Raw genomic sequence first — 13,154 nt, 5'->3', positions numbered from 1 at the left:
CAACAGCGGCGCCGTAATCCGCACTCCTTCTCATTCTCCATTCCAGACACCCTACGATGAAACGCACATTCAACACCCCGCTGCATTACCTGGCCAGCCTGCTGCTGCTGCTCTCCATGTTTACCTACGCTTGCGGCAGCAAGGAAGGCAAAGTGGAAGGCGTAAACATGCTCTACGGCACCGAAAGCAAGATGTGGAAAACCCGCCGGGAAGAAGACGCCAGCGGCGACAAAGTCAAACAGTCCTCCGAGCAGAAACAGGAGGAGCTGCGCTTCTTCGCCAACGGCCAGTACGTGATGACCTCGCCCACGGAGTCCGTCAACGGTAAGTACACCTTCGACCAGGCCGCCAAGAAAATCACGCTGACGCCCGACAACGGCAACACGGCCAACACCTTCGACGTGGTCACGCTCACCGACGACCGGCTCACGCTGCGTAGCCCCTCCGGCGCCGAGCTGCAGCTCGAAGCCGAGTAAGCCCCGCTTACCCAGACCCCGCGAAAAAGCCCCGCCGACCCTTGTCGGCGGGGCTTTTTCGTGGCCGGCGGCGGAAGCCGGGCAAACTGCTTAGTTTCGCCGCTTCATCCGCTTGCCGCGTTATGTTTAGTCGTTTATTCTGCCTTGGCTGCGTGCTGGGGCTACTTAGCTGGTTCGGCGCAGCCAGCCACGCCCAGCAACTGCCCGCCGGGGTATTGCCCGCGCACCCGGTGCGCAGCATCAGCCCCGCCGACGAGGACTTCACCGACCTCGCGTTCCTGCCAGCTGAAATCGGGGCGGCGCGGGTGGTGATGCTGGGCGAGCCCACGCACGGCGAAGGCAGCGTAACCGAGGCCAAAATCCGGCTGCTGCGGTTTCTGCAGCGGCGCATGGGCTTCACCACCGTGGCTTTCGAAAGCGGCTTTTACGAGGTGGGCCAGGCCCAGCGGCTGATTGAAGCGGGCACGCCGGTGCGTGAGGCCCTGGCCGGCAGCCTGTTTCCGATCTGGACGGGCACCCAGGAGTTTCAAGCCATTCAGCCGCTGCTGGGCTCCGGCGGCCTGCGCGTGGCCGGCTTCGACAACCAGCTGAGCGGTGAGTTTCAGGGCGAGCTGCTGGAGGAGCTGGAAGCGTTTCTGCAGCCCGAGAAAGGCGCGCAGGCCATCAGCTATGATTACCTCGACGAGTGCATCAGCGCCATGGGCGAGATGGGCCTTTTTCCGCCCACGCACCAGCCGGCTTTGTTCAACGCCCAGTTGAACAAGGCGCGCCGGCTGCTGGAAAAAGTAGCCGGCGGCCCCCAAGCCGCCCGGCGCGAGCGGGCTGCCTTCTGGCTGCAGACGCTGCGCAGCCTGCAGGCCCTGGCCCACGACTACGCCCAGCACGACAACGCCGCCAAGGACTCGGCCAGCTTCCGGGCCGCCGACAGCAACCCCCGCGACGCCCAGATGGCCGACAACCTGCTGTGGTATCTGCGGCAGCACCCGCAGGAGAAAGTGGTGTGCTGGGGCGCGCTGCCCCATTTTGCCAACCGCGTCGAGGCCTTCGACAACGCCGAGCTGCGCGCCTACCAGCCCATGGGCCGCGCCGTAAAAGCCGCCCTCGGCCCCGATGCCGTGTACGTGCTCGGCACGCTGGCCGGCGGCGGCAGCCACCGGTTTGGGGGGCGGGGGCCCGAGCAGCTTATTCCGCCGCCCGCCGCCGGTAGCCTGGAGGCCGAATTGCTCAGCCGCCCCGGCGAGTACCAGTTCGTGAGCCTGAAGCACGACGCGCCGGGCCGGGTACTGACCACCTACGCCTTCGAGTACCGCCCGCTGAGCGGGCCCTGGAGCGAGGTGGTCGACGGCTTCCTGTTCCTGCGCAACTGCCAGCCGCCGCACCCGGTACAGCTGGCCGCCGCGCCCGAAACCGCTCCGGCGGCCACGCCAGCCGCCCCGCCGACTTCGCCGGCCCGGCCGCTGCCGGGCCCCGTGCTGCGCCCCCGTGGCCCCGCCGGCAGCGCCGTGCTAACGCTCAGCGGAACGATTATCGACCGGCGCAGTGGACAGCCGGTGCCGTTTGCTACCGTGGCCCTGCCCGCCGAAGGCAAAGGCGCGGTGGCGGATGCGCAGGGCCGGTTTCAGCTGGCGGTGCCCCGCGGGGCCACGGTGCAGGTAAGCAGCATCGGCTACGAAACGGTGACGCTGCCGGCCGCGGCCGTGACGGGGCGCGTGCAGCTCACGCCGGCCGCCTACGCCCTGGGGCCGGTGCGCGTCACGGCCCAGTCGCAGGACCCGCGGCGGATTCTGAAAAAGGTCATTGCGGCCCTGCCCACCAACTACGAAACCCAGGACTACACGGCCCAGCTGTACACCCGGCGCCGCCTTATCCGCTTCGATACCCTGCGCTTCGCCGTGGAGTACGTCAGCCAGATTTTCGAGCCGGCGGGCTTCCGCAGCTGGGACGGCGGCTTTCTGATGCTGGGCCCGCAGCAGACCCACCAGGTGCAGCAGAAACACGTGCTGCAGCGCTCGGCCCGGCCCCTGCGCTCCGACGAGCTGATGCAGGGCGGCCACGGCTTCTTCTCCGTCAGCACCGACCCGGTGCGCATTTCCCCGCTGTTCCGGCGCCGGGCCCTGAGCCGCTACCAGCTTCGGCTGGACTCCATTGAGCAGCACGGCGGCGAAACGTATTACCGCCTGCGCTTCGAGGCTAAGCGGCCCAACCACCGCACCACCGGCAGCTACCTGACCAGCGGCTACGCGGGCACCTTGCTCATCCGGCAGCAGGACTACGCCGTGGTGCGCTACGAGGCCCGCTGGCAGTACGATACGGTGCAGCACAATGCCGTAGCCCGCAAATACCACGGCCGCCCGGGCCTCGTCGCCCAGCTCTACAACGAGGTGTACTCCGCCAGCTGGCAGACGCATACCGTGGAGTATCAGCGCGGGGCCAACGGGCGCTACCACGCCCTGAGCAGCCTGGGCCAGGCCCTCACCCAGGGCCACGTACTGGGCGGCGCGGCGTTCTACGACCAGAAATCCTGCGAGCAGTACCTCACGCCCCTGCCCGCCGGCAGCCCGCACCCCGACCATAAACTGCAGCCCGAGCTGGAAGCGGGGGAGCTGCAGCAGCTAACCAAGGTGCCGGAGCGCCCGGAGTTTTGGGACGCGTACCAGCGGCCGGTGCCCGCCGCTGCGCCTACGACGCCATAACCTCCCGGGCCGCCTGCTTGCCAAACACCCGGCCCACCCAGCGCGGCAGGAAGATGGTGCCCAGCACGAGGTAGAGGTAGTACGTGACGATGCGGTAGAGCAGCAGGATGAAGTTGGTCATGGTATCCGAGCCGGCGAAGGAGCGGAAGAACATCGGGAAGGCGCCCTCCGCGAAACCCGCGCCACCGGGCGTAATGGCAATCAGCAGCACCACTTTATACACGAGGTTGCGCGCGAAGATGGTCCCGAACTCGCCCCACTCCACGTTGATAAAGGCGGCAATCAGGCAGCCAATAACCAGGTAGCGGGCCGTCCACACAAAGGCCGTGCTCAAGGCCGCTTCGGCCCAGTACCGGGCGCCGTTGCCGCGCAGCTCGGCCGAGGCGTGCACCATTTCCAGCCCGTGGTGGTAGGCCCGGCGACGCCAGCGGTGCAAACCCTTCAGCGAGAAAAACCGCACCAGAAAGCGTTTCACCGAGTGCGGATTGACAAACAGCGCGTAGGCCATCAGGGCCGAATACGCCATTGTGAATACGTAGCTGACCCAGAACGCAACTTTCAGCGTCGTTACCAGGCCGCCCGAGCCCAGCGTCTCGTGGGGGAAAATGTGGTGGCCGGCCAGCAGCCACACCAGCGGCCCGGCCACCACGAAGTACAGGTTGTCGAGCATGGCCGTGACCATGATGTAGGCCAGGGACTTACCCAGCGGAATGCCCTCCTTATTGAGCAGCAGCGAGGCAATGGCCGTGCCGCCCACCGCCGAGGGCAGCAGGCAGGAGGCAAACTCCCAGATCATAATCACGTCGACGCTCTGCTTCCACGACAGCTTTTTCTCGGCAATGTGGCGGATGCGGTACATGTAGCCGAAGTCGCGGGCCAGCAGCACCAGCAGGGTGATGAACAGCCACAGCGGCTTGGCATTGGCCAGGCCGGCCAGGTCGCCGGGCTTATAGCTGCGCCAGAACATAAACCCGACCACCCCAAGGCCGATGACGACCGGCAGCAGCATGCGCGAAGGCGACAGTTTATCGAGCAGCTGGCGGTCCTGCTGGGGCGTGGTCATGCGGGGGGAGCGTTGGTGACAGGCAAAAGTACGGAGCCGGGCCCCGGCGGGTGGCCCAAAAGTGGCAGAACCACAATTCCCCTCCTCAGATAAGGAGGGGACGCCGCCGCTTTAGCGGCGGCTGGGGTGGTTGAATCGTTGCTGACGTTGCTTAAACCGCAACCGCCGCTAATGGATTACAGATTTATTACCGATGGCCGGCGCGGTGCTGCTCAGGCCCAAGGGAAATTACTATCTGGCATCAGCAACGACGCAACCACCCCAGCGGTGCCGAAGGCACCGCGTCCCCTCCTCAACTGAGGAGGGGAGTGGCCGTTCTGCCGGTCGAATGATAACCTGCTAACCCCAACCGCCACTTTGAAAATATCGTACCTTTGCCCGCTAGCTCATGCTTCATTGTTGGCTCCCCGCAACAATCTGGCTGTTAAGCGAGTTAGCCCACTACTCCCACCTGCTGCCGTAACTACCTTCCGATGATTGTTGAACCCGGACCCCTGCTGGCGGCGATAAACTCGCCTGCCGACCTGAAAGAGTTGCGCGAAGACCAGCTGGTCCAGCTGAGCCAGGAGCTGCGGCAGTTTATCATCGATTCGGTGTCCATCTACGGCGGACACTTCGGCGCCTCGCTGGGCGTGGTAGAGCTGTCGGTAGCCCTGCACTACGTCTTCAACACGCCCTACGACCAGCTGGTGTGGGACGTCGGCCACCAGGCCTACGGCCACAAAATCCTGACCGGCCGCCGCAATCAGTTCCACACCAACCGCAAGTACCAGGGCCTGTCGGGCTTCCCCAAACGCTCGGAAAGCGAGTACGATGCTTTCGGCGTGGGGCACAGCAGCACCAGCATCGGGGCGGCGCTGGGCATGGCCGTGGCCTCCGACTACAAAAAGGAATTCGACCGGCAGCACATTGCCGTTATCGGCGACGGGGCTATGACGGCCGGTATGGCCTTCGAGGCCCTGAACCACGCCGGCGTGGCCAACACCAACCTGCTGGTCATCCTCAACGACAACTGCATGAGCATCGACCCCAACGTGGGCGCGCTCAAGGAATACCTCACCGACATTACTACCTCGCGCACCTACAACCGCGTGCGCGACGAGCTGTGGAACGTGCTCGGCAAGCTCTCCAAGTTCGGGCCCAACCCGCAGGCCATTGCCAGCAAGGTCGAGTCGGCCATGAAGGCGACGCTGATGAAGCAGAGCAACCTGTTCGAGTCGCTGAAGTTCCGCTACTTCGGCCCCGTCGACGGGCACGACGTGCAGCATTTGGCCGCTATTCTGAAGGACTTGAAGTCGATTCCGGGGCCCAAGCTGCTGCACTGCGTGACGGTGAAGGGCAAGGGCTACGCGCTGGCCGAAAAAGACCAGACCCTGTGGCACGCGCCCGGGCTGTTCGATAAAATCACCGGCGAGATTTACAAGAAAGTCCCCGACAAGCCCCAGCCGCCCAAGTACCAGGACGTGTTCGGGCACACGATGGTGGAGCTGGCCGAGCAGAACCCCAAAATCATGGGCGTGACGCCGGCTATGCCTTCGGGCTGCTCCCTGAACATCATGATGAAGGCCATGCCCGACCGCGCCTTCGACGTGGGCATTGCCGAGCAGCACGCCGTTACTTTCTCCGCGGGCCTCGCCACGCAGGGGCTGGTGCCGTTCTGCAACATCTACTCGTCGTTTATGCAGCGCGCCTACGACCAGGTGGTGCACGACGTGGCCCTGCAGAACCTGCACGTGGTCTTCTGCCTCGACCGCGCCGGCTTTGCCGGGGCCGACGGCGCCACCCACCACGGCGCCTACGACCTGGCCTACATGCGCTGCGTGCCCAATATGGTCGTGGCCTCGCCCATGAACGAGGAGGAGCTGCGCAACCTGATGTACACCGCCACGCTGCCCGAAAACGCCGGCCCCTTCACCATTCGCTACCCCCGCGGCGAAGGCGTGATGCCGGAGTGGCGCCGGCCCCTGCAGCGCATTGCCGTGGGTACCGGCCGCACCGTCCGCGAAGGCCAGGGCGATGTAGCCATCCTCAGCCTGGGCCACATCGGCAACTACGCCGTGCGCGCCACCCAGCAACTGCTCACCGAAGGCCTCGACACCGGCCACTACGACCTGCGCTTCTGCAAGCCCCTCGACGAGGAGCTGCTGCACCAGGTATTCAGCCGCTACAAGGCCGTGGTGACGGTGGAAGACGGTTGCCTGCCCGGGGGCTTCGGCGCCGCCGTGCTGGAGTTCATGGCCGACCACGGCTACAGCCTGCCCGTCAAGCGCCTCGGCATTCCCGACCGCGTGGTGGAGCACGGCTCCCAGGACGAGCTGTACAAGGAATGCGGATACGACGCCGCCGGCATTGCCCAAGCCGTGCGCGACATGCAGGCCAAGGTGACGGACGCCCGCACGAGCAAGCTGCTGCGCTAGCCGCTCCAAGCTGCAACTGAAACCGCCCCGCTGGATTCGTCCGGCGGGGCGATTTTGCGTTATGTGCGAAATCCAAAAGAACGTCATTCAGAGCGCAGCGAAGAACCGCAGGAAGGCATAGCCAATCTCGCGTGCTGACGTCAGCTAATAACCATCTTATTATCCACAATCAACTTAATCTGGACCGGTATATCTGCCGTGTGCAAGTCGAATGCCGCGGTGAGCGTTCGATAATTGGCCCCGTTGTAAGGGGTTGGATGGGTATAGCCAACGCAAGCATGCGCAATTACTAGAGAGCCTCTCTCAACAATGCCGCGCTCATAAAAGTCCTTGAGCGAAGCGGCTAATTGTCTCAGGCAGTCACTGGCATTGGCGTGGCGTTGCTTCCCATCGGCGGATTGTTCCAATTCGGGTTTCTTAAACTCGACCAGATAAAGCCTGTCCTGTGCCACAAGGGCACAGTCACAGCGAGTTTCTTCTCCGCCATACGGATACAGGCATTTATCCACAGCTATCAGATGGATTTCTCGGTTGCGCGCATTTACTACGCGCAAATCGAACACTGATTGCAGTGTGCCGCTGTACATGTAGCACGGATCAGGGCTGGGTGCCGGTGGATCATGTACGAAGAACTCTGCTTCGGTATTCGACGCCACGCAGCCCCCGCCGCGCATCTGCTGCTGAAATGATAATCGAAATTCTCTAAGCACGAGCGAAGCCGCGGTTAATACGAATAAGTTGATCGAAGGCGTCGGCTTTATCGCCGGATATGTTGTCTAACTCATTATTGTCGATTAAGCCTAACTCGTCATTGACCAATGAGCGTACTGTACCTTCGCCGACGTGGTAGCAAGCGAAATCCTTAGGATTAATCCAGCTCGCTTCGGGCACAATAGCGGCCACAGCTTCTCTGCGGTCAGGATGCTTTTCGGCTACTTGGTAGGCATAGAGCAGTAAGTTGAGGTGGGAGAGAATGTATGGACTGTGAGTTGTAATGATTAGTTCGTTTTTGTTGAAATAGCATTTTGTTAGTATCCAAGTTAGTAAGCTTGTTTGTGTAGATGGATATAAATTGAGTTCGGGTTCTTCTATTACAAAGCTTCTTAAGATGTCTTTTTGCTTGGACAACCATTCCATTGCTATTATTAGCGGTATTGTTGATTGAATTCCACTTGCGGACTTGTGCAACGGGATATTTGTCTTGTTGTCAATTTTGATATAATCATCATTGTTCTTGAATATGTAAGTCAAGGAGAGAAAATCTATGTCTATTTTTTTTACTTGTGTCCTTGCTTTGGAGTACGTATTGGCAAAGTCTACCAAGACTTTGGGTAGATTTATGTCATCTCTGACTATGCCAGCCCATGAATTTTCTATAGATGAAAGGAAGATTCTTTCCGCTGGAATGTATTCCGCTGAAGATGTGTATAGCTCTTTTTTTATAATGCTCTCGATTATATATTTTTTAAATATCTCTTCCTTTTTCTTTTTTGCTTCTTCTAAAAAACTTTTTGGAATATGTTGAAATTTTTTCTTTTTAAGTATCCTGTTAAGGTGTCTTTCTAACTCATGATCTTTCATGTCAAAAGTTTCTGCATAGATGCTATCTACGATTTCTTTGATGTCATTTTTGTTGCTTCCGCCTTTGCCAAAATCAAAGATTGTTCCTTCACTATTGAGCCATCTTACATAAGATTTTCGTGGTTTTAGATATCCATCTAATCCATATCCCTCTAGTATCTGATTGGCGCTAGCATCAGCCTCCAAAAGATTTAGCAAGCCAGATTTTCTAAATATTGCCGCCAGCTTCGCCAGCGTACTTTTCCCCCCACCAGTCGGCCCGATAAACACCGTGACTTTCTTGAAGTCCACCGTGGCATCTTTAATCGGGCCGAAGTTTTTGACAATCAGTTGCTCGTTCATAATTCCAAAGTCAGAGGCAGGCGCCAAAGGTAACAACAACGCAAAACGGCCGCTGTTCCCCGGGAACAGCGGCCGTTTTACTACGCGAAAAGCCTGACGACTACTTCTGAAAGCCCCAGGCGCGCAGCTGGGCCTTGTAGTCCTGCTTGCCGGGGTAGTTGCCGTCGAGGACTTTAGCCAGGCTGCTGAGCACGGTTTCCACCGTGTCGCGCATGGTGTCCTTGTGGCTGACGGCTTTGGAAACGGCGCCGCTGGTGTCGGTGAGCTGCCCGACCAGCTGCTGGTACCGCTCGGCAATGGGCTGCCAAAAGGAGAGGCCGTAGTCGCCGTCGGTGATTTTTTCGGTGCTGAGGCCTTTCACCAGCGTTTGCAAGGCGGCCGCCCTGCGAATACGGTCCCGGTCGAGCACGTAGGCGCCGTTGTACTTGGTAATGCCCACGGTGGGGTAGTGCGCCACGGCCGATTTCTTGCCGTACTTATCGACGAGGCGGTTTTTGACGCGGTAGAGCGTTTCGTCAATCTGCGCGTCGAGGTTGAGCAGTTCGTCGGCGTCGATGGGGCGGGCGGCGCCGAGCTGCTGGCGCGACGACACGGCCGTTTCGTAGGCCTGGGCCTGCTGCAAGAACTGGGCGGCCGTGCTGTGGCGCAAGGTCAGCCAGCTTTCGGCTTGCCAGCGCTGGGCCGCAAACACCGCCAGCGCCGCTAGCTGCTGGTCGTTGGCGGGTAGGAGAGGAGTTTTGCGCGACTTGGGCGCAGGGGTAGTTTCCATGACACTTAGGGAATTGAAGTAAGTGGCAATAAGGTAATGGAATGGCCGGTTTTACGGCTGCTATTTGATAAAAATAAAATTTAGAACTCGCAAAACGACTTTTGTCGCAATAAAACTGGTTTTGCGAGTACGCAAAACCAGTTTCGCCCTGCTAAAAATGCTTTCGCGTGCTTGTAAAACGAGTTTTATCGAGTCAAACACCGTTTTGCGTGCTTATAAAACCGTTTTTGTCAGGCAGAAAATGGCTTGGCGTGCTTGTAAAAGCCCCGTTACCGCATCAGAAGGGGAGATAGGAACCCGCAGTGGCCAAGGCGGCGCGGGGTAAGGAGGCCAGGTAAGTACCGAACAGGCTTGCTGCTCGGCATCTTCGGCGCGCGGCCCTGGCATCTGTGCGGCCCGGTGGCTACGTAGGTAAGGCTATGCGCCAGCCTCCCTCTATGATACGCCTGCTCTGCCTGCTGTCCCTGCTGTTTGCCTCGTTGCTCTACTTCGGCTGCACCCAGGCCGCTCCCGAGCCCACCACTGGCCCTGGCCCCGCGCCGCAGCCACCCACCAGCACCGGCGTCAGCTACCTGGCCTTGGGCGACTCCTACACCATCGGGCAGAGCGTGCCGGAAGCGGACCGCTGGCCGGTGCAGCTGGCCGCCCTCAGCGGCGGGCAGATTCAGGCGCCCGACATCATTGCCCAAACGGGCTGGACCACCACCAACCTGCAGCAGGCCATTGCCACTTCGGGCAACCAGAAAACCTACGAGCTGGTGACCTTGCTGATTGGGGTGAACAACCAGTTTCAGGGCCTACCGCTCAGCCAGTACCGCACGGAGTTTCGCCAGCTGCTGACCACGGCCACCCGCTTTGCCGGCAATCGGCCCGGGCGGGTGCTGGTGCTGTCCATCCCCGATTGGGGCCAGTCGCCGACGGGGCAGACCTACGACCGGGCGCGCATCAGCCGCGAAATCGACCAGTTCAACGCCGCCGCCCAGCAGGAGTGCGCCGCGGCCGGCGTGGCCTTCCTGAACATCACCGACCTGACCCGCAGCGCCGCCGGCGACCCGGCCCAGTTTGCCCCCGACGGCCTGCACTACTCCGGCGCGCAGATGCGGCAGTGGGCCACGCGGGCGCTGCCGGTGGCGCAGGGCCTGCTGCGGTAGCCCGACGAAACCAGCACGTCATGCAGAGGCGCAGCCGAAGCATCTCGCTGGATAGTAACTTCTTCGTTGAACTGAGTTTACTACCTGTCATCAGCACGCGAGATTGGCTGCGCCTTCCTTCGGGTCCTCGGCTACGCTCGGAATGACGTTCTAATCAAAGCACGCGAGATGCTTGACTACGTCGACCTTCGGTTCGCTGCGCGCTGCATGATGCTCTGATATAGTCAAAGTCGTTTCGCAACGGCGCTTGACTACCTGCAGGATGCGGCGCTGAATCTCGCTCATCACGTAGTCGGTCCACAGGCCGGCGTAGGCGTTGAGGTTGGTGCTCAGGCGCTGCTGGCTGTAGAGGATGAGGCGGGTGCGGCCACCGGGCAGGGGCTGCAGCTCGTAGGTACCGCGCAGCACGTCGAAAAACCGCCCGCCCACGATGACGTGCTCGTCGAAGGTGGTGGGCGGAATGGTGGCCGTGTTGGGGGCTATGCTAAAGGAAATCTTGCGCTCCGGCACCCAGGCGTCCACGGTTTCGATAAACTCCACGCCCCGTTCGAAGGTGGCGTGGCGCACCCCGCCCACGCCTTCGCGAGTGAGCGTGGCCTCCACCGGCCGCGGGAAACCAATGCGGTCGACCACGCTGGGGCCCAGCTCGGCGGCCGTGATGGGCGGCACCCGGATGATGTGCTGCCAGACCACTGCTGGCGGAGCGGCCACGTCCACCACGTTCTGCACCCGGCGCAGGCTGTCGGGCGCTGTAAACTGGCCTTCGATGAGGCCCGCCAGCAGCGGCAGCAGCGCCACGGCCGATACCAGCATAAAGTCCTGCGGGTCTTCGTCCTTGGGCTCAAACAGCTTGTAGAGCCGCGCCCCCAGCCAGGACACCAGGAAAAACAGCGGCATGATGATAATCAGGCAGATGGCGCCTTCCAGGTGCGTCAGGAAAGCCACCGCCAGAAACAGCGTCACCGATATCCAGGGCGCAAACACGTAACGCCAGGCATTGCCCCGGCTTTTGGGCGTGAAGTGCGCCGTCAGTACGCCTAGGCCCAGCGGCACGGCCACCAGGAACGAGAGCATGAGCAGGCCGCCCACCTGCCGGAAACCGATGTTGAAGAGGCCCCGGAAAATCAGGGCGTACACTACGCCGGCCAGCAGGGCCGCGAGCTTGGGAATGTGGCGGGAAGGAAAAGCGGCCATCCGTATAGCGAAATAAGCCGCTAAGTAACTCAAGTTGGCGGGTAAGGCCAGGACTAGAAGCTAAGGCTAGTTCCCCTCCTCAGCTGAGGAGGGGCCAGGGGTGGTTGACCCTGACGCCAGAACGGCAACTAGCTCTTATTTTTTAGCTCTAATCTATCAACCACCCCTAGCCCCTCCTCAGCTGAGGAGGGGAACTAGCCCTAGTATCTAGAAGATGTCACTCCGCCGCTAGGCGCGCTCCAGAATCCGCTCCCGGTGATGCACGCCCCACTCGCGAATCTCGCCAATAACGCGCTCCAGGGTGCGGCCGTACTCGGTCAGCGAATACTCCACCGAAATGGGCACCGTGTCGAACACCGTACGCTTCACCAGCTCGTGGCTTTCCAGATCCTTCAGCTCATTCGACAGCACCTTGGCCGTCACCCCGATTTCGCGCTGGATTTCCTTGAAACGCCGCTCTTTGATGGACAGCAGCATGATGACGGGGATTTTCCACTTGCCCCCGAGCACGTCCATGGCGTCGCGGACGGGACGGAGGTAGGCATTGCAGGCTTGCGCAGTCGAGGCGGGCATAACGATGGACTGGAAGGAGGAGAAGACGGTAGCGTGGAAGTAACCGGTAACCGGCAAGTTAGTTGAAACAAATGTACGTACATGAATTATACTTTTGCAGTGTTATCTGCTCCGGCAGCTACTTTTTCCTCTTGACACTCAACCCGCCGGCTCCCGCCGGTTTAACTCCGCAGAACAGCATGGCAACGATCAAATGGGTCCTCGACCCGACCCACTCCGAAGTACAGTTCAAGATCAAGCACCTGGTTATTTCCACGGTGACGGGCTCGTTCAAGACGTTCGAGGGCACCGTCGAAACCGAGAGTGACTCGTTCGAAACGGCCAAAATCCACTTCTCGGCCGATATCGACAGCATCGACACCAACCAGGCTCAGCGCGACCAGCACCTGAAGTCGGCCGACTTCTTCCACGCCGAGCAGCACCCCAAGCTGACGTTCGAATCGACCAGCCTGCGCAAAACAGGCGAAGGCGAGTACCAGCTGGAAGGCAACCTGACCATCAAGGGCGAAACCCACCCGGTGACCCTGGCCGTGGAGTACGGCGGCACCGCTACCGACTTCTACGGCAACGAAAAAGCCGGCTTCGAAGTGAGCGGCAAAATCAGCCGCAAAGAGTTCGGCCTGACCTGGAGCGGTGTGACCGAAGCCGGTGCCATCGTGGTCAGCGACGAAGTGAAGCTGCTGGCCAGCGTGCAGTTTGCCAAAGTGAAAGAAGAAGTGGCCGCCTAAGCGGCCGCCAATACCGGCAGCGTGAATGGGGGAGTTCAGGCCCGGCGGGACACCATTGCAGCCCGCCAGCCTGGGAGAAAAGTTCGCGTTGCCGCCCCCCACGGCGGTTTGGATCTGCCCCGAACCGCACCGAAAAGCCACCCGCCCCGGGTGGCTTTTTTTGTGCC

General features: G+C 61.0%; 11 protein-coding genes. 5 read left to right on the top strand and 6 right to left on the bottom strand.

The features are described 5' to 3' along the window. Positions 1-56: 56 nt before the first annotated feature. Positions 57-476, top strand: coding sequence for a lipocalin family protein (locus EJV47_RS12000; RefSeq protein WP_126693401.1), 420 nt, complete (start codon positions 57-59; stop codon positions 474-476). Positions 477-598: 122 nt separating this feature from the next. Next, positions 599-3,169 carry an erythromycin esterase family protein gene (locus EJV47_RS11995; protein ID WP_126693400.1) on the top strand — a complete coding sequence of 857 codons (2,571 nt, stop codon included), beginning with the start codon at positions 599-601 and terminating at the stop codon, positions 3,167-3,169. Here the strand turns inward: EJV47_RS11995 and EJV47_RS11990 are convergent. Further along, positions 3,156-4,232, bottom strand: a complete 1,077-nt coding sequence (locus EJV47_RS11990; protein ID WP_126693399.1) for a lysylphosphatidylglycerol synthase transmembrane domain-containing protein — start codon at positions 4,230-4,232, stop codon at positions 3,156-3,158. The two genes, EJV47_RS11995 and EJV47_RS11990, sit on opposite strands and share 14 nt — an antisense overlap. A gap of 473 nt (positions 4,233-4,705) precedes the next feature. On the opposite strand from EJV47_RS11990, the gene dxs reads away from it, so the two are divergent. Beyond that, positions 4,706-6,649 (top strand): 1-deoxy-D-xylulose-5-phosphate synthase, encoded by a 1,944-nt coding sequence (gene dxs / locus EJV47_RS11985; protein WP_126693398.1) that lies wholly within the window; start codon positions 4,706-4,708, stop codon positions 6,647-6,649. A 140-nt stretch (positions 6,650-6,789) separates the two neighbouring features. Here the strand turns inward: dxs and EJV47_RS11980 are convergent, their stop codons facing one another. The 3 genes from EJV47_RS11980 to EJV47_RS11970 form a co-directional block, all read right to left on the bottom strand. Beyond that, positions 6,790-7,359 (bottom strand): hypothetical protein, encoded by a 570-nt coding sequence (locus EJV47_RS11980; protein ID WP_126693397.1) that lies wholly within the window; start codon positions 7,357-7,359, stop codon positions 6,790-6,792. After that, positions 7,352-8,572, bottom strand: coding sequence for an AAA family ATPase (locus tag EJV47_RS11975; protein ID WP_126693396.1), 1,221 nt, complete (start codon positions 8,570-8,572; stop codon positions 7,352-7,354). Before EJV47_RS11975 ends, EJV47_RS11980 begins: the two co-directional genes overlap by 8 nt. A 100-nt stretch (positions 8,573-8,672) precedes the next feature. Beyond that, complete coding sequence (locus EJV47_RS11970) at positions 8,673-9,341, bottom strand: hypothetical protein (RefSeq protein WP_126693395.1); 669 nt, start codon at positions 9,339-9,341, stop codon at positions 8,673-8,675. Positions 9,342-9,778: 437 nt separating this feature from the next. Between EJV47_RS11970 and EJV47_RS11965 the strand changes: the two genes are divergently transcribed. Continuing rightward, positions 9,779-10,492 carry a GDSL-type esterase/lipase family protein gene (locus EJV47_RS11965; RefSeq protein ID WP_126693394.1) on the top strand — a complete coding sequence of 238 codons (714 nt, stop codon included), beginning with the start codon at positions 9,779-9,781 and terminating at the stop codon, positions 10,490-10,492. A gap of 150 nt (positions 10,493-10,642) precedes the next feature. On the opposite strand, the gene EJV47_RS11960 is transcribed toward EJV47_RS11965, so the two are convergent. Together EJV47_RS11960 and EJV47_RS11955 are read right to left on the bottom strand one after the other, a co-directional pair. Then, on the bottom strand, positions 10,643-11,686 hold the full coding sequence (locus tag EJV47_RS11960) for an SRPBCC family protein (RefSeq protein ID WP_126693393.1): 1,044 nt from the start codon (positions 11,684-11,686) through the stop codon (positions 10,643-10,645). A 228-nt stretch (positions 11,687-11,914) separates the two neighbouring features. Then, entirely contained in the window at positions 11,915-12,259 is a 345-nt protein-coding gene (locus EJV47_RS11955) for a winged helix-turn-helix transcriptional regulator (protein WP_126693392.1), read from the bottom strand. A 179-nt stretch (positions 12,260-12,438) separates the two neighbouring features. Between EJV47_RS11955 and EJV47_RS11950 the strand changes: the two genes are divergently transcribed. After that, positions 12,439-12,987: a YceI family protein gene (locus EJV47_RS11950; RefSeq protein ID WP_126693391.1), complete on the top strand. Its 549-nt coding sequence runs from the start codon at positions 12,439-12,441 to the stop codon at positions 12,985-12,987. Positions 12,988-13,154 lie beyond the last annotated feature (167 nt).

The organism is Hymenobacter gummosus, assembly GCF_003970915.1.
Taxonomy (GTDB): domain Bacteria; phylum Bacteroidota; class Bacteroidia; order Cytophagales; family Hymenobacteraceae; genus Solirubrum; species Solirubrum gummosum.
Note: the sequence above shows the minus strand (reverse complement) of the source record. Positions and strands in the feature narration are given on the sequence as shown.

Coding starts and splice junctions, on each gene's coding strand:
- EJV47_RS11995 (WP_126693400.1), top strand. CDS start 599: ATGTTTAGTCGTTTATTCTGCCTTGGCTGCGTGCTGGGGCTACTTAGC.
- EJV47_RS11970 (WP_126693395.1), bottom strand. CDS start 9,341: ATGGAAACTACCCCTGCGCCCAAGTCGCGCAAAACTCCTCTCCTACCC.
- EJV47_RS11950 (WP_126693391.1), top strand. CDS start 12,439: ATGGCAACGATCAAATGGGTCCTCGACCCGACCCACTCCGAAGTACAG.
- EJV47_RS11965 (WP_126693394.1), top strand. CDS start 9,779: ATGATACGCCTGCTCTGCCTGCTGTCCCTGCTGTTTGCCTCGTTGCTC.
- EJV47_RS11955 (WP_126693392.1), bottom strand. CDS start 12,259: ATGCCCGCCTCGACTGCGCAAGCCTGCAATGCCTACCTCCGTCCCGTC.
- EJV47_RS11990 (WP_126693399.1), bottom strand. CDS start 4,232: ATGACCACGCCCCAGCAGGACCGCCAGCTGCTCGATAAACTGTCGCCT.
- EJV47_RS12000 (WP_126693401.1), top strand. CDS start 57: ATGAAACGCACATTCAACACCCCGCTGCATTACCTGGCCAGCCTGCTG.
- EJV47_RS11975 (WP_126693396.1), bottom strand. CDS start 8,572: ATGAACGAGCAACTGATTGTCAAAAACTTCGGCCCGATTAAAGATGCC.
- dxs (WP_126693398.1), top strand. CDS start 4,706: ATGATTGTTGAACCCGGACCCCTGCTGGCGGCGATAAACTCGCCTGCC.
- EJV47_RS11960 (WP_126693393.1), bottom strand. CDS start 11,686: ATGGCCGCTTTTCCTTCCCGCCACATTCCCAAGCTCGCGGCCCTGCTG.